The 18,762-nt window shown below is 72.4% G+C and carries 14 protein-coding genes; 7 read left to right on the top strand and 7 right to left on the bottom strand.

From position 1 onward, the window contains the following. The first annotated feature begins 214 nt into the window (after nucleotides 1–214). Nucleotides 215–3,112, top strand: a complete 2,898-nt coding sequence (locus ACIHCM_RS13530; protein WP_399893907.1) for an SNF2-related protein — start codon at nucleotides 215–217, stop codon at nucleotides 3,110–3,112. After that, a complete protein-coding gene (locus ACIHCM_RS13525; RefSeq protein ID WP_399893904.1) occupies nucleotides 3,109–4,434 on the top strand; it encodes an SWF or SNF family helicase in 1,326 nt (441 codons plus the stop codon). The genes ACIHCM_RS13530 and ACIHCM_RS13525 overlap by 4 nt, the downstream gene beginning before the upstream one ends. 107 nt (nucleotides 4,435–4,541) lie before the next feature. On the opposite strand, the gene ACIHCM_RS13520 is transcribed toward ACIHCM_RS13525, so the two are convergent. Together ACIHCM_RS13520 and xylA are read right to left on the bottom strand one after the other, a co-directional pair. Then, on the bottom strand, nucleotides 4,542–4,826 hold the full coding sequence (locus tag ACIHCM_RS13520) for a hypothetical protein (RefSeq protein ID WP_399893901.1): 285 nt from the start codon (nucleotides 4,824–4,826) through the stop codon (nucleotides 4,542–4,544). 258 nt (nucleotides 4,827–5,084) lie between these two features. Continuing rightward, entirely contained in the window at nucleotides 5,085–6,251 is a 1,167-nt protein-coding gene (gene xylA, locus ACIHCM_RS13515) for a xylose isomerase (RefSeq protein WP_399893898.1), read from the bottom strand. A 201-nt stretch (nucleotides 6,252–6,452) separates the two neighbouring features. Here xylA and xylB point away from each other — a divergent pair, with 201 nt between their 5' ends. The 3 genes from xylB to ACIHCM_RS13500 all read left to right on the top strand — a co-directional run bounded on the left by xylB (nucleotide 6,453) and on the right by ACIHCM_RS13500 (nucleotide 10,179). Then, on the top strand, nucleotides 6,453–7,898 hold the full coding sequence (gene xylB / locus ACIHCM_RS13510; protein ID WP_399893895.1) for a xylulokinase: 1,446 nt from the start codon (nucleotides 6,453–6,455) through the stop codon (nucleotides 7,896–7,898). A 71-nt stretch (nucleotides 7,899–7,969) separates the two neighbouring features. Beyond that, entirely contained in the window at nucleotides 7,970–9,184 is a 1,215-nt protein-coding gene (locus ACIHCM_RS13505) for an ROK family protein (protein WP_399893892.1), read from the top strand. 359 nt (nucleotides 9,185–9,543) lie between these two features. Then, nucleotides 9,544–10,179 carry an N-acetylmuramoyl-L-alanine amidase gene (locus tag ACIHCM_RS13500; protein ID WP_399893889.1) on the top strand — a complete coding sequence of 212 codons (636 nt, stop codon included), beginning with the start codon at nucleotides 9,544–9,546 and terminating at the stop codon, nucleotides 10,177–10,179. Between the two features lie 82 nt (nucleotides 10,180–10,261). Here the strand turns inward: ACIHCM_RS13500 and ACIHCM_RS13495 are convergent, their stop codons facing one another. Together ACIHCM_RS13495 and ACIHCM_RS13490 are read right to left on the bottom strand one after the other, a co-directional pair. Next, nucleotides 10,262–11,713, bottom strand: a complete 1,452-nt coding sequence (locus ACIHCM_RS13495; protein ID WP_399893886.1) for an FAD-dependent oxidoreductase — start codon at nucleotides 11,711–11,713, stop codon at nucleotides 10,262–10,264. A gap of 48 nt (nucleotides 11,714–11,761) precedes the next feature. Next, nucleotides 11,762–12,985, bottom strand: coding sequence for a polysaccharide pyruvyl transferase family protein (locus tag ACIHCM_RS13490; RefSeq protein ID WP_399893884.1), 1,224 nt, complete (start codon nucleotides 12,983–12,985; stop codon nucleotides 11,762–11,764). Nucleotides 12,986–13,616: 631 nt separating this feature from the next. Between ACIHCM_RS13490 and ACIHCM_RS13485 the strand changes: the two genes are divergently transcribed. Beyond that, on the top strand, nucleotides 13,617–14,618 hold the full coding sequence (locus ACIHCM_RS13485; protein WP_399893881.1) for an NAD-dependent epimerase/dehydratase family protein: 1,002 nt from the start codon (nucleotides 13,617–13,619) through the stop codon (nucleotides 14,616–14,618). A 70-nt stretch (nucleotides 14,619–14,688) separates the two neighbouring features. Here ACIHCM_RS13485 and ACIHCM_RS13480 read toward each other — a convergent pair whose 3' ends face one another. After that, nucleotides 14,689–15,747, bottom strand: coding sequence for an NAD-dependent epimerase/dehydratase family protein (locus ACIHCM_RS13480; protein WP_399893878.1), 1,059 nt, complete (start codon nucleotides 15,745–15,747; stop codon nucleotides 14,689–14,691). A 333-nt stretch (nucleotides 15,748–16,080) separates the two neighbouring features. On the opposite strand from ACIHCM_RS13480, the gene ACIHCM_RS13475 reads away from it, so the two are divergent. Next, entirely contained in the window at nucleotides 16,081–17,334 is a 1,254-nt protein-coding gene (locus ACIHCM_RS13475) for a phosphodiester glycosidase family protein (RefSeq protein ID WP_399893875.1), read from the top strand. A gap of 20 nt (nucleotides 17,335–17,354) precedes the next feature. Here the strand turns inward: ACIHCM_RS13475 and ACIHCM_RS13470 are convergent, their stop codons facing one another. Together ACIHCM_RS13470 and ACIHCM_RS13465 are read right to left on the bottom strand one after the other, a co-directional pair. Continuing rightward, complete coding sequence (locus ACIHCM_RS13470; protein WP_365445044.1) at nucleotides 17,355–17,549, bottom strand: hypothetical protein; 195 nt, start codon at nucleotides 17,547–17,549, stop codon at nucleotides 17,355–17,357. Nucleotides 17,550–17,676: 127 nt separating this feature from the next. Then, on the bottom strand, nucleotides 17,677–18,546 hold the full coding sequence (locus ACIHCM_RS13465) for a phosphatidylinositol-specific phospholipase C/glycerophosphodiester phosphodiesterase family protein (RefSeq protein WP_399893872.1): 870 nt from the start codon (nucleotides 18,544–18,546) through the stop codon (nucleotides 17,677–17,679). Nucleotides 18,547–18,762 lie beyond the last annotated feature (216 nt).

Here is an 18,762-nt window from a genome sequence, read left to right as displayed (position 1 = left end):
GCTCTCTGTTCTGAAAACGGGCCCGCGTTTCCGGCGGTTCCGGCCGCACCCCTGAGACGCACCCTGAGAGATCCCTGACACTCGCCCCCTAGTCACCCCTGAGAGTCAGAAGTGATCGGGGTCACAGTTCAAGCATGCCGGTCAGATCGAGGCAGTGTTGTACTATCGGCGACCTTGCCCCGACTAGTCAAACTTGAGGAATGCGGCCATATCTGTGCAGAGGATTCCCACGGCAACCCCCTCCGAAATCTCCGAACTGGCCCAGTGCTGCGCGGTGTTCGTCCCCGGTGACCCGGCCCGCACCGGACGCGTCGCCTTCTGGCGCCCCGACGGCACCGCGGCACCGGTCATGGACGGCGGCACCGTCGAGGAACTGGCCACGTTGCTCTCCGGCGGCACCGTCGAGGAACGGACCGTCGTGCTCCCCGGCGTAGACGGCTTGGAACGGGTCGACGTGCCGGCCGTCGTACTGCCCGTGCGCGCGGCACTCCCCGTCCTCACGCGCGCGCGTGCCGCCGGGCAGGGACACCGGGCGGCCGTGTTCTGGGGAGCCGCCGCCGTGCTGGGACTGCAGTACGTCGCCCGGGGCCTGCTGCTGCCCGGCCTGTCGCACGGCGACAACGACGCCTGGCGTGCGGGGCCACTGCGTGCGGAGGACATCGAGAACGTTCGCCGGCTCGCCGCCGCGATGCCGCCCGAGGCGCACGCCGTACCGCTGGACGGCACGGGGCCGCCTCGGCTGCCCCACCCGGAGCGTCTGGTGCGCGCTTTCCTGGACGCGGTCGCCGACACACTGCCCCGGTCACCCGCCGCAGCGGTCGTCACGGGCGGCCCGGCCTACGCCGTACCGGAGCCGCAGCATCTGCCCGAGCTGCGGCCGTGGGCCGCGGACGTGGCCGCCGGTCACGACGCGGGCGTTCGGATCTCCCTGCGGATCGATGTGCGCGGCCTGACGACGGGGGCCGACAGGCCACCGACCTTCCGGGCGGTGCTCCAGTTGCACAGCGTGAGCGACCCCTCGCTCGTCGCGGACGCCGCCCAGGTGTGGACGGGGACGGGAGCCACCGGCCGGGCCTTCGGCTCCCGCGCGCGGATGGACGCGCTGCTCGCTCTGCGGCGCGCGGCGCGGGCCTGGCCCGCGCTCACTCCTGTGCTGTCCGCAGCCGTGCCGGACGCCGTCGAACTCACCGACGAGGAGGTCACCGAGCTACTCGGGGAATACTCGGCGGCTCTCGCCGGCGCCGGCGTCGACGTGCACTGGCCGCGAGAGCTGGCCCGCGACCTCACCGCGCGCGCGGTCGTCGGCCCGCCGGACGACGAGGAGAAGGCCCCCGCGCGGCACTCCCGGGACATGCCGTCGTTCCTGTCGGCGGACGCGCTGTTCGCGTTCGACTGGAGGTTCGCGCTGGGCGGGCGGCAGCTCACGCGCGAGGAGCTGGACCAGCTCGCCGAGGCGAACCGGCCCGCGGTGCGGCTGCGGGACCAGTGGGTGCTGATCGACCCTCAGGAGGTACTTCGCGCCCGCGCGCAGCAGGACCGCAAGATCGCGCCGCTCGACGCGCTCGGGGCCGCTCTGACGGGCTCGACCGAGGTCGACGGCCGCCGGATCGACGTGGAGCCGACGGGTTGGCTGGCGGCGCTGCGCCAACGGCTGGCGGACCCGGAGGCCCAGGAACCGGTCGCACAGCCCGTCGCGCTCGCCGCCGAACTGCGCGACTATCAGCGGCGCGGGTTGTCGTGGCTGGCCCGGACGACGTCCCTGGGGCTCGGCTGCTGTCTCGCCGACGACATGGGGCTCGGCAAGACGATCACCTTGATCGCCCTGCATCTTCATCGGCAGTCCGACCACTCGGCCGCCGGTCCCACCCTCGTGGTCTGCCCGACGTCCCTGATGGGCAACTGGCAGCGGGAGATCGAGAGGTTCGCGCCCGGCACACCGGTGCGGCGTTTCCACGGATCCCGGCGTGACCTGGACGGCGTGGCCGACGGGGAGTTCGTCCTTACGACGTACGGCACGATGCGGCTCGACGCGCGGCGGCTCGCCGAGGTGCCGTGGGGTCTCGTGGTCGCGGACGAGGCCCAGCACGTGAAGAACCCGTACTCGGCGACCGCGCGGGAGTTGCGGTCCATCGGGGCACGCGCGCGCGTGGCACTCACCGGCACGCCGGTCGAGAACAACCTCTCGGAGCTGTGGGCGATCCTCGACTGGACCACGCCGGGGCTGCTCGGTCGCCTCAGCACGTTCCGCAGCCGGTACGCACAGGCCGTGGAGGGAGGCCAGGACCCGGCCGCCGCGGAACGGCTGTCCCGGCTCGTACGGCCGTTCCTGCTGCGCCGCCGCAAGTCGGATCCGGGCATCGCGCCCGAGCTGCCGCCGAAGACGGAGACCGACCGCGCGGTGTCGCTCACCACGGAACAGGCCGGGCTCTACGAGGCCGTGGTGCGCGAGACCCTCGCGGAGATCGCGAACGCCGGCGACATGGCGCGGCGCGGGCTCATCATGAAACTGCTGACCGGCCTGAAGCAGATCTGCAACCACCCGGCGCAGTACCTCAAGGAGGAGGCCCCGAGAATCGCCGGGCGCTCGGGGAAGCTCGAGCTGCTCGACGAGTTGCTCGACACGATCCTCTCCGAGGATGCGGGCGTTCTGGTCTTCACGCAGTACGTGGCCATGGCCCGGCTGATCGAGCGGCACCTGGCGGCCCGCGGCGTGCCCTCGCAGTTCCTGCACGGCGGCACCCCCGTCCCCGCGCGCGAGGCGATGGTACGGCGCTTCCAGGACGGTGAGGTTCCCGTGTTCCTGCTGTCGCTGAAGGCGGCGGGCACGGGCCTGAATCTCACGCGGGCCGAGCATGTCGTGCACTACGACCGCTGGTGGAACCCCGCGGTCGAAGCGCAGGCGACGGACCGCGCGTACCGCATCGGGCAGGACCGGCCCGTACAGGTGCACCGGCTGATCGCCGAGGGAACCATCGAGGACCGCATCGCCGAGATGCTGAATCGCAAACGGGAGCTGGCCGACGCCGTGCTGGGCTCCGGTGAGGCCGCGCTCACGGAGCTGACCGACACGGAACTGGCCGATCTGGTGGAGCTGCGAGAGGCGACGCGATGAATCAGTACGACGAGACGGAGCGCACGTTCGCCGCGTTGCCTCCCGCGCCCGGGAGGGGCTTCGCGCTCACCTGGTGGGGCCGGGCCTGGCTGAAGGCCCTGGAGGACGCGGCACTGGACACGGCGCAGGTCAAGACGGGCCGTCGGCTCGCGCGCGCGGGAGCGGTGGGCGCGGTGTCGGTGCGGCCGGGGCGGATCACGGCTGTCGTGCAGGGCCGGGACGATACGGCGCACCGGGCCGATGTGCTGCTGGACGAGCTGTCCCCCGCGCAGTGGGACCGCTTCCTGGAGATGGCCGTCGAACGGGCCGGGCATGTCGCGGCACTGCTCGACCGGGAGATGCCGCCGCATCTGGTCGAGGACGCGGCGACGGCCGGTGTCGGACTGCTGCCCGGCATGGGTGATCTGGAGCCCACCTGCGACTGCGGCGCCTGGGACCACTGCGGGCACACGGCGGCGCTGTGCTACCAGGTGGCCCGCCTGCTCGACGAGGATCCCTTCGTCCTGCTGCTGATGCGCGGGCGCGGCGAACGGGCACTGCTCGCCGACCTGCAGCACCGCACTGCGACGCCGGCGCAGGAGAGTCCCGAGGAGCACAGCGAGCCGGAGGGGGTGGACGCCGTGGAGGCTTACGCTGCGGGCGACATCCTGCCTGCTTTGCCCGCTCCACCCGGACTCCCGGCGGAGCCAGGTCTTCCGCCCACCCTGGACACCGAGGCCCCACCAGTTCCCGGCGTCGAACCGGCCGCCCTGGAGTTCCTGGCCGCCCGTACCGCGGTGACGGCACACCGACTGCTGTCCGAGGCGCTGCGGGCAGGCGTCGCCGTCGAGGAGCTGACGGTGTCGCAGGACGCCGTACGGCTGGCTGCGGGTGCTCCCGAACCGCCCCTGGCGGAGCGGCTCGCCGACGGGTCCGGGCGGGGCCCGGACGCGCTGGCGGCAGCCGTGCGGGCATGGCAGTACGGCGGCGTGGCCGGGCTGTCCGTGCTCGAAGAGGAGTGGGCCGTCCAGGGCGAGGCACTCGCACGCGCGCGTGCCGCCCTGCAAGCGGCCTGGGACGACGGCGAGCGCCCCGCTCTACGCGCGGAGGGCAATCGGTGGACGGTCGAGGGCACACCGGGCCAGCTGCGGCTGGGGCGCGACGGTCGCTGGTGGCCGTACCGGAACGAAGGCGGCCGCTGGGTGCCCGTCGGAGGAGGGGACCAGGACCCGGCGACCGCGCTGGCGGCGACGGAGGATGCCCCGGCGTCCGGTCCCGTGGCCTTCCCCTCGCCCCCGGGCGCTGCGAGGCAGGACGGCTCCTCTCCTCGCGGGCGATCTTGAAGTCCGAGTCGAGAGCGCTCAGCCGGGCCTGCTCGCGCTGTTCGTCGATGATGACGTGCAGGACCGTGCCTACCAGGGCCTGAGGGTCGCCCGATGGCCACACCGGGCTAGGGCAGTGCGTCGACCGGGAGGCCGGAGATCAGAGACTCCAGATCGCTCGGCACCTCGGTCGGCATCCCGCTCGGCAGCTCCGTGGGGAACTGCGACGGAAGCGACGGCAGTCCGGTCGGTAGCCTGGTGGGCAGTTCGGTCGGCAGTTCGGTGGGCAGGCTGAAGGTCGGCTCCGCGGACGAAGTGCTGGTGTCCGGCTTCCCGTCCGGCGACTCGTCGCTCCCCGATCCTTTAAGAACCACGAACGCGACGACGACCGCGACCGCCACGAGCACGGCCACGGCCAGGAGGACCGAGGTGCGCCGCCGTCGCGGAGGAACGGATCCGAATTCAGTGGTGGGTGGTCCGAAACCGCCGCCCGGGGGCGGCGTGTCACCCGGGGGGCCGGGTGGCTGAGGCGGTACGGGCGGCATGGCCATGGTGACAGGCTCCCGAAAGCGCCGCCCTGGCCGCGACCCCCACGCGGAGGTTGACACCGACTCATGCCGTGGAGGGCACGATTCCGTGGCAATCCGCGCGGAGATCACACCATGGACGCCTCAGCCGCGCGCGCCCAGCAGATGGTCCATCGCAAGCTGGTCGAGCTGCTCGAACGCCATCCCACGCGCGGCGGCCTCCTCGACGTCGAACTCCTCGAACGCCGTGCGGTCGGCGAGCAGGGCCTGCAGGCCGTCCGCGGCCGTGGGCCGGGCCAGTTCGTCGAGCCGGGAGGCGCGCAAGGCCTCCTGGACCTCGGGGTCGGCGCGGAAGGCGGCCGAACGCTCCTTCAGGATCAGGTAGTTGCGCATGCAGCCCGCGGCCGACGCCCACACGCCGTCGAGGTTCTCGGTCCGCGGCGGCTTGAAGTCGAAGTGGCGCGGGCCGTCGTAGCCGGCGCTCTCCAGGAGGTCGACCAGCCAGAAGGCGGCGCGCAGGTCGCCGGCGCCGAAGCGCAGGTCCTGGTCGTACTTGATGCCGGACTGGCCGTTGAGGTCGATGTGGAAGAGCTTGCCCGCCCACAGGGCCTGCGCGATGCCGTGCGGGAAGTTCAGTCCGGCCATCTGCTCGTGCCCGACCTCCGGATTGACGCCGTACAGCTCGGGCCGCTCCAGGCGCTCGATGAACGCCAGGGCGTGGCCGACGGTGGGCAGCAGGATGTCGCCCCGCGGCTCGTTCGGCTTGGGTTCGATCGCGAAGCGCAGGTCGTAGCCCTGTGAGGTGACGTACTCGCCGAGGAGGTCGAACGCCTCCTTCATGCGGTCGAGGGCATCCCTTACGTCCTTGGCGGCACCGGATTCGGCGCCCTCGCGCCCACCCCAGGCGACGTAGGTACGCGCGCCCAGCTCCGCCGCCAGGTCGATGTTGCGGATGGTCTTGCGGAGCGCGAAACGGCGCACGTCCCGGTCGTTCGCGGTGAAGGCGCCGTCCTTGAAGACGGGGTGGGTGAAGAGGTTGGTGGTGGCCATCGGGACGACCATGCCGGTGGCGTCCAGGGCCTGGCGGAAGCGCTTGATGTGCGACTCGCGCTCGGTGTCCGAGGATCCGAAGGGGATCAGGTCGTCGTCGTGGAAGGTCACTCCGTGGGCACCGAGCTCGGCCAGGCGTTGCACCGACTCGACCGGGTCGAGGGCACGCCGCGTGGCGTCGCCGAACGGGTCCCTACCCTGCCAGCCGACGGTCCACAGGCCGAAGGTGAACCTGTCCTCGGGGGTGGGCTGGTAGTTCATGCCGCGGCTCCCTTGCTCGCTTGCGACTGTCGCACACGACTATTTCGTCATGGCACTTTACAAATTAGTATGCGAACGCGTCTCTGGGAAGAGACCGCCGCGTCCGTGGACTGTGTCTCGTCCGTGGGAAGAGACACAGGTGTCTCCCCCGAGACATGCCCGGAAGATCCAGGCACGAGCCGCAGAAGCAGGGAGAGCCCGATGTCAGCAGCCGAGGGTCCGCTCGTCGTCGGCGTGGACACGTCCACCCAGTCCACCAAGGCGCTGGTCGTCGACGCGGCCACCGGTGTGGTCGTGGCGAGCGGTCAGGCGCCGCACACGGTGACCTCCGGCGCCGGCCGGGAGAGCGATCCACGGCAGTGGTGGGACGCCCTGTGCGAGGCACTGCGCCAGTGCGGCGAGCCCGCTCACGAAGCCGCGGCGGTGTCCATCGGCGGCCAGCAGCACGGTCTGGTCACACTGGACGAACGCGGTGAGCCGGTACGCCCCGCCCTGCTGTGGAACGACGTGCGCTCGGCACCGCAGGCGCGCCGGCTGGTCGAGGAGCTGGGGGGCGCGAAGTACTGGGCGGACCGCACGGGCAGCGTGCCCGCCGCGTCGTTCACCGTCACCAAATGGGCCTGGCTCGCGGAGCACGAGCCGGAGGCGGTGCGCGCCACCAAGGCGGTACGGCTCCCCCACGACTACCTCACCGAACACCTCACCGGGCAGGGCACGACCGACCGGGGCGACGCCTCCGGCACCGGCTGGTGGGCCTCCGGCAGCGAGTCGTACGACGAGGAGATCCTCGCGCGCGTGGCTCTGGATCCGGCGCTGCTGCCGCGTGTCGTCCGGCCCGGTGAGGTGGCGGGCACCGTGCGGGACAGCCACGACCTGCCGTTCTCCAAGGGCACGCTCGTCGCGGCCGGCACCGGCGACAACGCCGCCGCCGCGCTGGGCCTGGGACTGCGCCCCGGCACTCCCGTCATGAGCCTCGGAACGTCCGGCACGGTCTACGCGGTGTCGCGGCGCCGCCCCGCCGACCCGACCGGCACGGTGGCGGGCTTCGCCGACGCGCGCGGAGACTGGCTGCCGCTGGCATGCACCCTGAACTGCACGCTCGCCGTCGATCGCGTCGCGTCCCTGCTGGGCCTGGACCGCGAGGCCGTCGAGCCCGGCACGGGCGTGACCCTGCTGCCGTACCTGGACGGCGAACGCACCCCTGACCTTCCGCACGCCTCGGGGCTCCTGCACGGCCTGCGCCACGACACCACCGCCGGTCAGCTCCTCCAGGCGGCGTACGACGGTGCCGTGCACGCCCTGCTGGGCGCCCTGGACCTGGTGCTCGACGAGGACGCCGACCCCTCGGTGCCGTTGCTGCTGATCGGCGGCGGCGCCCGGGGCACGGCTTGGCAGCAGACCGTACGACGGCTCTCGGGGCGCCCCGTCCAGGTCCCCGAGGCCAGGGAACTGGTCGCGCTCGGCGCGGCTGCCCAGGCGGCCGGGCTGCTCACCGGCGAGGATCCGGCCGCGGTCGCCCGGCGCTGGAACACCGCGCACGGACCGGTGCTGGACGCGGTCGAGCGGGACGAGGAGACGCTGGCCAGGATCTCCGGGGTACTCTCCGACGCGGCTCCGCTGCTGGAACGGAGCGCCGAGAACCGTTGAGGTGACCAGGACCGCCGAGGCGACCGAGCTGACCGAGCTGACCGACCTAGGCTACGGAGAAGGACGGGGGCATGACCGCACCGCTGCACAAGGACCATCCGGCCGGACCCGGACGCGCGTTGCCGGACACCCAGCAAGGCATGCGACGCCGCAACCTCGCCCGGGTGATGCACACGGTCGGCGCGGAGGGTCCGCTGTCGCGGGCCGCGGTGGCCTCGCGCATCGGCCTGACCCGTGCGGCGGTCTCCACCTTGGTCGACGAACTCGTCCGGTCCGGCCTGCTGGAGGAACTGGGCCCCGAACGCCCTGGCCGCGTAGGCCGTGGCCGACCCGGTTCCGCCCTCGCGGTCAGCGGACGCGGGCCTGCGGGAATCGGCGCGGAGGTCGGCGTCGACCATCTCGCCGTCTGCGCGGTCGACCTGCGCGGAGAGGTGCGCGCGCGAGTAGTACGGCACGGCACGAATCGCGACCGCTCCCCCGAGCCGGTGATCGAGGAACTCACCGCGCTCATACGCGGGGTCCTCGCCGAAGCGGAACGCGAGGGGCTGTGGCCCGCGGGGCTCGCGCTGGCGGTGCCCGGTCTCGTGGCGCGTGACGCCCGCACCGTCGTACGCGCCCCCAACCTCGGCTGGCACGACACCGACCTCGGTTCCCTGCTGCCGGCGGAGCTGCCGCTGACGGTGGACAACGAGGCCAACTTCGGCGCGCTGGCCGAGCTGTGGCTCGGCGAGGGCACGCCACGTGACTTCGTGCACGTGTCGGCCGAGATCGGTATCGGCGCGGGCGTCGTCGTGGACGGCCGTCTGCTGCGCGGAACCCGCGGATTCGCGGGCGAGTTGGGGCATGTGCCGGTCCGGCCCGACGGGCCGGAGTGCGCCTGCGGCGGCCGTGGGTGCCTGGAGCAGTACGCCGGCGAGGAGGCGGTGCTGCGCGCGGCCGGCCTGGAGCCGGGTGAGGACCGCGTGGGACTGCTCGCCGGGCGGGCCACGGAAGGTGACGAGGAGGTGCGGCGCGCCCTGCGCGCGGCGGGGGAGGCGCTCGGTGTGGCGCTGACCGGGGCGGTGAATCTGCTGGACCCCGAGAGCGTGGTTCTGGGTGGCGCGCTCGCCGGGCTGGCGCCCTGGCTGCTGCCGTCGCTGCGGTCCGAACTGTCCCGCCGCACGACGGGGCCTGCCTGCCCGGTGTCCGTGTCACGGCTGGGTTCTGAGGGGCCGTTGCTGGGGGCCGCGCACTGGGTGGTGCGCGGGGTGCTGGATGATCCCGCGGGGGTGCGGTCGGTGGGCTGACGCCCTCCGTAAGGCTCGTCAGCGGGTTCTGCTGGTTCTGCTGGTTCTGCTGGTTCTGCGGGTTCTGCGGGTTCTGCGGGTTCTGCGGGCTCCTGGAACCCTGCCCACCACCCGTTCGGGTGAGCGAGTTGTCCACAACGCCGCGGTGATCCACGGATCGGCGGCACGGCCTTCAGCCAACCGCCCCGCGCCGTACCGTGATTCACGTGAGGCGCGGTTCAGCAGGCCGCCGCCCTCCCCGGTTGCCCACTTCCCTGTTGCCTACTGCCCTGTTGCCTACTGCCCCGTTGCCCACTGCCCGTTGCCCACTGCCCCGCTATCCACTTTCTCCAGCCGACTCAGCCGAGAGGCGAACACGCATGGAACAGGCAAGGCCGCTCCCCCACCGACGACGGATCCTCAAAGGCGCCGCCTTGGCCATCGTCCCCTACGCGCTGCTGCCCGGACCCCGGGCCGGTGCGCAGACACCGGCTCCCGATCACCCGCTCGCGGAGTGGCAGCCGGCGAGTCCCGCCAACTACACGGAGGCCGACCGCCCCGTCACCCACGCCGTCGACCTGGTGGTCATCCACGTCACGCAGACCGACTACTCCGGGACCCTGGCCGTCTTCCAGCACCCCCGCAAGAAGGTGTCCGCGCACTACGTCGTCCGGTCCGGCGACGGACATGTGGCGCAGTGCGTCCGTGAGTCCGACATCGCCTGGCACGCGGGAAGCTGGGAGCACAACACACGCAGCATCGGCATCGAACACGAGGGCTGGGTGGACCAGCCCGGCTACTTCACGGACGCCATGTACGCGCGGTCGGCCACCCTCACCGCGGCGATCTGCACGAAGTACGGCATACCCAAGGACCGCGCCCACATCATCGGCCACCACGAGATACCGGGCACCGACCACACCGACCCCGGCGCGCACTGGGACTGGCCGCGCTATCTGAGACTCGTGGCCTCGGCCACACCCGCCACCTCGGCCGACGCCGCCCACCGCGTCTGACCGACACACCTCGCACTGCACGCCCCGGAGGAAGCCGCTGCGACGACGGCCCCCAAGCACCTGACCTCCACCCACCACCGCATCAACCGATCTCCGCCGTCGCCGCAGCCGGCAGCTGCAACCGCGCCCCCTGGCGCATCAGCTCCTGCTGGACGAGGAGATGCGGCACCTCACGTGGGCTGCGCCTGATCCGGGTGGCCAGCGCGGCGCAGACTCCGGCCGCCTGGCCGGTCGCCATGGCGATGGGCATGACGCGGTAGGAGGAGTGCGCCACATGGGAGCCGGAGATGCAGCGGCCCGCGACGAGCAGGTGGTCCGTGTCGCGTGGCAGCAGACAGCGCAGCGGGATGTCGTAGAAGCGGCCGCGAGGGACGCGTTTGAGGACGGTGCCGCTGCCCCGGGGGTTGTGGATGTCGACGGGATAGGCACCGTGCGCGACGACGTCGGGGAAGGAGCGCGCCGCCAGGATGTCATGGCCGGTGAGGTGGTAGTCGCCGAGGATGCGGCGGGTCTCCCGTACGCCGATCTGCGTACCGCTCTGCACGACGTACGACTCCTCGAAGCCTGGGACGCGGCGGCGCAGGAAGTGGCCGATCTGTTCCATCTGGCGGCGGGCGACGTACTCGGCGCGGCTCAGGTCCCACACGTCGATGCCGAGCGCGCGGGTGACGCGGGTGCTGTTGATGCTCACCTCGCGGGGGTGCGGGGTGCCGAAGAAGAGGATGTCCTCGCGGGGAAGGCACAGTTCGCCCTCCTTGGTGGCCTCCTCCACGAGGTCCCACAGGCCGTGTACGCCCCGCCACTGGTCGGGGTGCTCACGCACGTACTCGGCGAACCGGGGCCGCAGCATGTCCACGACGCGGAACATCAGCGTCATCGGCTGCACCAGCCCGTCCTCGGGCCGGCCGATCTCGCAGGGCGCTCCGCAGGCGGCGGCCACGTCACCGTCGCCCGTGCCGTCGACGACCACGTCGGCGTCGATCACCACAGGGCCGGACTTGGTCTCGAAGACGACCCGCCAGCCGTCGTCGAGAGGCAACGCCGAGGAGGCGAAGGAATGGAAGAGCATGCGGACGCCGGCCTCGTCGAGCAGGTCGAGAAGGACGAGTTTGTAGATCTCGGGGTCGAACGGCACGGTGTAGCCGGTCTGGAGGGACGGCGGGATGCAGCCGCCGCGCTCGTTCAGCCGGTCAAGCAGTTGCCACAGGAAGCCGGCGACCACGGCCTCGCCTTCGCCGTGATCGGTGGGCAGCAACTGGTCGCCTTCCTCGCCCGGCCCGGTGAAGACCGCCTGCTTCTGCTCGTTGTGGAAGGACATCAGCGGCATGACGAGGGCGACGGTGGCGTTGCCGCCCAGGAAGCCGTACCGCTCCACGAGCACCACGTCGGCGCCGGCGTCGGCCGCGGCGCACGCCGCCGCGGTGCCGGCCGGTCCGCCGCCGATCACCAGGACCTCCGTCCGGCCCCCGAGCTGGGCCTCGCGGGGCGGCAGGGTGACGGTCCTTGGCTGGGGAGGTCGTTGCAGGATCGGCATCGGTTCTTCCCGTCGGAGAGGTTCCGAAGGCGGTCGGCCCGGCGCGCGTCAGGTCACCGTTCCGGTACCCGGCTGGAGCAGGTGCAGGCCGGGCCTTGCGACGTCCGGCATCGCTTCCGGCCGCTCGTCCAGGGCGTCGAGGACCACGGTGCAGCGGACACAGGTCTCCCGCGCGGCACCCCGCAGCGACTGGACACGCGCGCCGAGATCGTCACGGCGTTGCGGGAACTCGTCCCAGAGCCGGTCCACCTCCGCCAGCAGCAGTCCCGCCTGTTCGCGCGCCACGCCGACCAGCGCCGGTGCTCCGATACGGCGGGAGAAGTCGAAGACCTTGCCGGAGTACGGCAGCGGCAGCACGGGCAGCCCGGAGAGCGCGGCGAAGATCACGAAGTGCAGGCGCATGCCGACGGCGAGGTCGAGGTGGTTCATGAAACCGAGGACCTGGCCGGGACTGTAGACGCTGTGCAGGATGCGGCCCCGGTCCGGTGCGGTCATCCGGGAGAGCACGCCGTGGGCGTGGTGGACGTCCTGACGTTCCATCGGCACGAAGACCACGTGGGCGTCGAGCCGTCGTACCAGGAAGTCCGCCACATCGGCGAGGAGTGCGTGGTAGTCGCTCTCGTCGAGCTTCTCCGCGGCCCGGCCCGGTTCGCGGACCGACATTCCCACCAGCCGGGTGTCGGCGGGGATGCCCTCCTGCCGCATCATCTGCTCGGTGAAGGGCTCCGGTGGCAGCAGCAGCGCCGGGTCGGCGGTCACCGTGACCTCGCGTTCGAGCCCGGCCTCCTCCAGCACCAGCCGGGACTCCTCGTCACGTACGACGACCTCGTCCATGGCGGACAGCACGGCGCGTACGGCCTCCCGGTCCTCGGCCTCACGCAGCGGGCCCGCGCCGACGGCGTACGCGAAGGTCCGCACCCCCCGCGCCTGGGCTGCGCCCACCAGGCGCAGATAGCGGCGCGCCTCGCCGTCGTAGAGAATGCCGCCACCCCCGAGCACCAGCAGATCCAGGCCCGACAGGACGTCGAGGATCTGTTTCTGCGGTACGCCCTCCCAGTCGACCACCTCGTCGGCGGCGGGCTGGTGGCTGCGGGTGTGCTCGGCGTTCCGGCTGAAGACGACGAGCCGGGCCTGCGGGCGGTGAGCGCGCAGGCAGCCGAGGACGCAGGTCAGGATTGCCTCGTCGCCGAGGTTGAAGCCGCCGTAGGAGCCGAGCAGGCCGATACGCGGCCCCGGTCCTGCGGGTCGGTAAGGCTGTGTGGTGATGGTCATCCAGAACTCCTGTCCAAGGAGCTGACGAGCAGTTCGGGGTCCGGGACAGCTGCGAAGGCGCCGCGGAGGTCGGGGCGGCACCCCATGATTCGCTGTGGTTGCTGTCGCGGGCCGGGGCCGGGTTGCCTTACCCGCGCAGGAGAAACCCCCAGGCGAGGAGAAATCCCTCGACCAGGTACTTTCCGACAGGCAGCGTCATCCTTTCACGGGATGAGGCACGCCACCATCGCAGCGCCGGGCCCCCTGACGGGACGGCGCCGGCGGCCTCCCCGGGCCGTGCCCACGGCCTCCAGCGCGGGCGCCTCCGGCTCCACGGGCCGGGAGCGTCACCGACGGTTCCTGGGGCAGGGCGCCGTGACCGGCCGTTCCCAGGGCCGGGGCCGGCACCGGCCAACGCCCGCCCTCCCCCGGCCACGCCCACCCAGGGCTCGCCCAGCGTGCATCACCCGGTTGCCGTACACCTCAAGGCTCCCGGGGCCCGGACGGAGGACGCTGATCCCGTTACCCCGGGGCCCGCCCGGGCCCTCAGCGGCGTGGCAGAGAAGGCGAGGCCGGCACAGCGACAACCAGGATCCCTTACCGGCGCCAGGCACCCGACAGGCCGTCGTCGTCACATACAGAGGAGACCTGAATGACCACCGCATCCTCACGTTTCCGGGAGCACGCCGTCGTCACGGGCGGCGCGGGCTTCGTCGGCTCGCATCTGTGCGCCGCACTGCTGGACTCCGGCACGGCGGTCACCTGTGTGGACGACTTCAGCACCGGCCGGGCCGAGAACGTCACGACGCTCCTCGACCGCCCCGGATTCACCCTGGTCGACGCGAACGTCGCCGAACACCTGCCCGTCAGACGGCCCCCCGATCTCGTACTGCACCTGGCCTCTCCGGCCTCCCGGGCCGACTATCTGCGGCTGCCCCTTCACACGATGGAGGCAGGCAGCCTGGGCACCCGCCACGCCCTGGACCTGGCACATGCCCACGGCGCCCGCTTCCTTTTCGCCTCGGCGTCGGAGGTCTACGGCGACCCGCGGCAGAACCCGCAGGACGAGCGGTACTGGGGCAATGCCGACCCGGTCGGCCCGCGCAGTGTCTACGTCGAGGCCAAGCGGTTCGGCGAGGCGCTCACCATGGCCCACGCGGAGGCGAAGGGCACCGACACCTGCATCGTGCGGCTGTTCCACACCTACGGCCCGAGGATGCGCGGCGACGACGGCCGGGCGGTGCCGACCTTCATCAGCCAGGCTCTGGACGGCGAGCCGCTCACGGTCACCGGCGACGGCGGCCAGACGCGTTCGCTGTGCTACGTCAAGGACACCGTCCGGGGCATCCTCGCGGCGGCGGCGCACGGCATGAGCGGTCCGGTCGACTTCGGCAATCCGGACGAGATCACCATGCTGGACCTCGCTCGTCTGGTCATCCGGCTCACCGGCACCTCCTCGGAGATCCGATTCATCGAACGGCCGGCCGACGACCCGGCGGCAAGCTGCCCGGACATCACGCCGGCGCGCGACAAGCTCGGCTGGGAGCCCGGGGTGGAGGCGGAGGACGGCCTGCGGCGCACGATCGACTGGTTCCGCGCGACGCGTACGGCGGACGCTGAGGTACACCTACGGCGGACGCCGATGCAGACGTAGGGGCGGACGCCGAGGCACCGGGCCGACGGCAGCGTCCAAGCGCCCGGGTCCGGAAATGCGGGCAGCACCCTCATGGCACCGCCTCCGCTGCCGGCGGTCCGCCGCCGCGCTCCGCCTGGGGGCTGCTGGAGAAGGCCGCGTCCGGCCGGCGACCCGCGAAGTGGGCGATGGTCCGCTTGAACCCGTCCTGCCAGGACACCTTGGGCATCCATCCGAACAGCTCGGAGGCGAAGGATCGGTCGGGCCGCCTCCGGCCAGGATCGGACGGGTGGGCCGTACCGAACACCAGCCCGGCGCGGGAACCGGTCAGGTCGATCACCCGACGGGCGATCTCCTGGACCGTCGTCTCGTCCCCGCCGCCGATGTCGACGGGCCGCAGGGACCGGCTCGCGGCGACCCGCAGGACACCCTCGGCCACGTCGCCGACATAGCACAGGGAGCGGGCGCCCGTGCCGTCGTCGGCCACGATGACCGGCACACCCGCCAGGGCCTGCTCCACGAGGGCCGGGATCGACAGCGGGCCGTCCGCCCGCATCCGCGGGCCATAGGTGTCGTACAGGCGCACGATCCCCACGTCTGTGCCGTGTGCGGTGGCGTACGCGGCGGTCAGGGCCTCGGAGAAGCACATGGCCACGTCGTACACCTTCGACGGCCCGGCGGGCTCGGGCTCGCACCGTTTCTCCTCCGGCAGTGCGGGCCCCGGAGGATCTCCGCACACGTGGCCTGTCGAGGCGAGCAGGAACCGCGCTCCCGCCCGGCCCGCCACGGTCAGCGTGTTGCGGGTGCCGAGAGCGGCGGCGTCCAGCGCTTCGATGGGGCGGTCCCGGCAGTCGGCCGGTGAGGCGGGGCCCGCGAGATGCAGGACCAGGTCGTAGGGCCCGCCCAGAGTGTCCGGGGCACCGGGGTCCGTGACGTCCAGCTCCAGGAACCGGAAGCCGGGGTGTGCGCCGAGGTGCCGGACGTGGTCCACCGACCCGGTCGACAGGTTGTCCACGCAGTCGACACCCACACCGCATGCGAGCAGACGTTCGCACAGGTGGGAGCCCAGGAAGCCGGCCCCGCCGGCCACCAGGGCCCGACGCCAGCCGGGTCGCGTCACCGGAACCGCGGAAACGGTCATCGTCGCCATGGCCCGACCTTCCCTCCGCCGCTGAGGCAAAAGCCCCTGGCCGAAGCCCCGTGCCGTACGCCACTCGCGGCGGCGGCCCGGGTGCCCCACCCGGGCCCTTCATAGTCGGCCGCCCGCCACGCCCGTGCCACACGAGCCCCCGCTTGACAACGCCGGCATCTCACCGCGGCAGGCCTCACCCAGCACCTCGCTCCCCCACCCCTCCTCACCGCGGCATACAGGCCCGCCTGTTCGTTCGCCCCCTTCGTCGGCCCACCGTCACCCCTTCGGACACTGCCGTCTGGTGCGTCGTCCGCGCGTCCTGGGAAATTTGACGAGACCTCAGGGGGTTCGGTGACGCTTCGTCAGAGTCGCTTCGTGTCAGGCAGAACGCTCCTCGCGGTGCTCGCGGCCCTCGGCTCGCTGACCGGTGCCGCCCTGGCCGGGGCCTCGCCGGTCGGGGCCGTCCCGGCCGGCGGCGCCGCGGAGGGAACCCGGATCGCGCCGGGCGTGGTGCACAGGCAGTTCGGTGTCCAGGCGGCGAAGGGGCCGACGTATGTCCATGTGCTCGACGTCGACCTGCGCAACCCGCGCGTCCGCCTCGACCTGTTGTACCCCGGGGCGACGGCCGCGCGGGCGACCGTCTCCCAACTCGCCGATGCGCAGGGCGCGGTGGCCGGGGTCAACGGGGACTTCTTCCACCTGACCGAGACCCAGCACCCCGGTGTCCCCGTCACCGGCGCGAGCGTCGGACCGGTGATCCGGCGGGGCACGGCGCTGAAAGCGGCGGTTCCGGAAGGGCAGCGGTTCGGCCCGGCGCCCCCACCGGGCACGAGCACCAGGGACGTCGTGGGCGTCGGGGCCGACCGGCGGGCCCGGCTGGACAGCCTGGTGCTCAAGGGGTCGGTGACCGCAGCGGAGGGGGTGCTGGCACTGGGCGGCCTCAACCAGTACGCGCTGCCGGTCGGCTCCGTCGGCGCGTTCACAGCGGCGTGGGGCACTGTCTCCCGGGCGCGTGCCACCTGCGGCACCGACACCGACCGTGCGGCGCCGTGCAGCACGGACACCCACGAGGTCACGGTCAGGAACGGCCGGCTGGTGGCGAGCGCCGGCACTCCCGGGAGCGGCCCGATCGCCAAGGGGACGACGGTGCTGGTCGGGCGGGAGGCGGGAGCACGGTGGCTGCGGAAGTTCGCGGTGGGCGAGGCCGTGCGGGTGCGGCAGCGGCTGGTGGCGTCGGCCTCGCGGATCCCGTACCGCTTCGCCCTGGGTGGCCGCCCGTTGCTGCGGGGTGGGCGGCCGCTGCCCGGCCTGGACGACCGGACGGCGGCCGTGCGCACGGCCGTGGGCATCGCGGACGGCGGACGGCGGGTGCTGCTCCTCGCGGTGGACGGCGCCCCCGCGTACCGCACCGGACTGACGGTCGCCGAGGTGGCGGACACGATGCGGCGGCTCGGCTCCGTGCAGGCCTTCAGCCTGGACGGCGGTGGCTCCTCGACGCTGGTCGCCCGCGCCCCGGGCGCGAGCACCGTCTCGGTGCGCAACCATCCGAGCGGGGGCGTGGAACGCCCGGTGCCGAACGGGATCGGGGTCTTCTACGGCGACTGACGCTCAGCACCACGCGGGCCTCATGGTCTGAGGCCGCTCACGATGTCGGCCGTGGCGGTCAGGCCGCTGTGGATGGTCGGGGCGATGCTCGAACCCGCCAGGTAGAAGCCGAGAAGCAGGCAGACGATCGCGTGCGTGAGCTTGAGCCCCCCGTTGCGCACGAAGATCACCGCCAGGATGAAGAGAAGCAGCACCACAGAGATGGAAATGGCCATCGTCAACCTCCTCCGCCACGTCCGCTTCGCGGCGTTCGGCCGCAAGTGTGGCGTAGCGGAGGGTTCCTCCGGGTGGCTGACCTGTCCCCCGAAAGTGTGATGTCCGTGACCGACGGACGTGCGAGGTCTACGCCCGGTGCGCGTCCAGGAACGCTTCCAGACCGAGCAGGTCGTCGGTGTTGACGAAGTCGACGTCCGCGGCGAGCAACTCGGTCCACAGCGCGTCACGTTCCGGCCCGGCCACGTCGGGCGTGGCCCAGAACCGCACCTTCTGCCCCCGTGAGTGGGCCGCCCGCGTGATGCCGTGCAGCTTCTGCCGCTCGGCCGCCGGGAACTCGCCCGCGCCCCGCCAGGTGAAGTTCAGCGTCCAGTTGTCGCTGATCAGCGGGACGAAGGAGGCGGGCGCCGGGCTGCCGAGGTCGGCCAGCCGGCCGTCGTAGAAGGCGCGGCGTACCTTCTGCGCCGCCATCGGTACCCGCGCCGCCCGGTCGCCGGAGACGACGGCGGTGACCGGTCCGGGCAGGACCTTGCCGTGGGCGGACGTCGTGAACAGGTGCCGGTAGCGGCGCAGATGCCGGTCGAGTTCGAGGTAGGTCGAGGCGCCCTCGGTCTTGATGTCGATCAGCAGCTGCAGCGAGCCGCGGTGACCGCGGTACACCGATCCGCGGTTGGCCTTGACGCGGGCGGCGAGTGTGTCGAGGTAGAGGGACTCCAGGGTGCGGGCCGGGTCGAGGTCCTCGGGGTCGTGGGCGACGAGGAGCTGGTCGCCGACGAGGTAGATGTCGGCCTCGACACTGCCGAAGCGGTGGTCGAGTGCGTCGAGGAGCGGCCGGGGGTGCTCGTAGTCGTTGTGCGCGTGGGCGCGCCACAGCGGCCGCGGGGGGCGGGGGCGGTGTGTCCGGTCGTCCGCCAGCGCGCTCGCGCCGGGCAGGGCGACCGCAGCCGCGAGGGCGGCGCCGAAGGTGGTGAGGGCTCTGCGACGGGTGGTGACGGCCATGCTCTGCCTCCCTGGTGGGGCGGGGAAACCGAATGGGGGGCTCCCGGTCGAGCGGAGTGCGAGACTGGGGGAGAGTATGCGGCTCATCCCCCTTCAACTGGCAGCAGGAGAAGGGCGAGTTGGCCGGACCGCCGCCATGAGTTCACTTCACCGGCGCACCCGCACCGAAAAGCCCGCCCCAGGTGGGGCGGGCTTTCCTCAGGGTTTCCGCGCGCT

The sequence above is a fragment of the Streptomyces sp. NPDC052023 genome (assembly GCF_044548465.1).
Lineage (GTDB): Bacteria > Actinomycetota > Actinomycetes > Streptomycetales > Streptomycetaceae > Streptomyces.
This window is presented reverse-complemented; position numbering and strand designations above follow the sequence as displayed.

What these genes read in the sequence shown, in the direction of transcription:
- xylA (WP_399893898.1), bottom strand. Translation starts at nt 6,251, where the DNA reads ATGAACTACCAGCCCACCCCCGAGGACAGGTTCACCTTCGGCCTGTGG.
- ACIHCM_RS13480 (WP_399893878.1), bottom strand. Translation starts at nt 15,747, where the DNA reads ATGGCGACGATGACCGTTTCCGCGGTTCCGGTGACGCGACCCGGCTGG.
- ACIHCM_RS13470 (WP_365445044.1), bottom strand. Translation starts at nt 17,549, where the DNA reads ATGGCCATTTCCATCTCTGTGGTGCTGCTTCTCTTCATCCTGGCGGTG.
- ACIHCM_RS13465 (WP_399893872.1), bottom strand. Translation starts at nt 18,546, where the DNA reads ATGGCCGTCACCACCCGTCGCAGAGCCCTCACCACCTTCGGCGCCGCC.
- xylB (WP_399893895.1), top strand. Translation starts at nt 6,453, where the DNA reads ATGTCAGCAGCCGAGGGTCCGCTCGTCGTCGGCGTGGACACGTCCACC.
- ACIHCM_RS13525 (WP_399893904.1), top strand. Translation starts at nt 3,109, where the DNA reads ATGAATCAGTACGACGAGACGGAGCGCACGTTCGCCGCGTTGCCTCCC.
- ACIHCM_RS13495 (WP_399893886.1), bottom strand. Translation starts at nt 11,713, where the DNA reads ATGCCGATCCTGCAACGACCTCCCCAGCCAAGGACCGTCACCCTGCCG.
- ACIHCM_RS13490 (WP_399893884.1), bottom strand. Translation starts at nt 12,985, where the DNA reads ATGACCATCACCACACAGCCTTACCGACCCGCAGGACCGGGGCCGCGT.
- ACIHCM_RS13485 (WP_399893881.1), top strand. Translation starts at nt 13,617, where the DNA reads ATGACCACCGCATCCTCACGTTTCCGGGAGCACGCCGTCGTCACGGGC.
- ACIHCM_RS13500 (WP_399893889.1), top strand. Translation starts at nt 9,544, where the DNA reads ATGGAACAGGCAAGGCCGCTCCCCCACCGACGACGGATCCTCAAAGGC.
- ACIHCM_RS13505 (WP_399893892.1), top strand. Translation starts at nt 7,970, where the DNA reads ATGACCGCACCGCTGCACAAGGACCATCCGGCCGGACCCGGACGCGCG.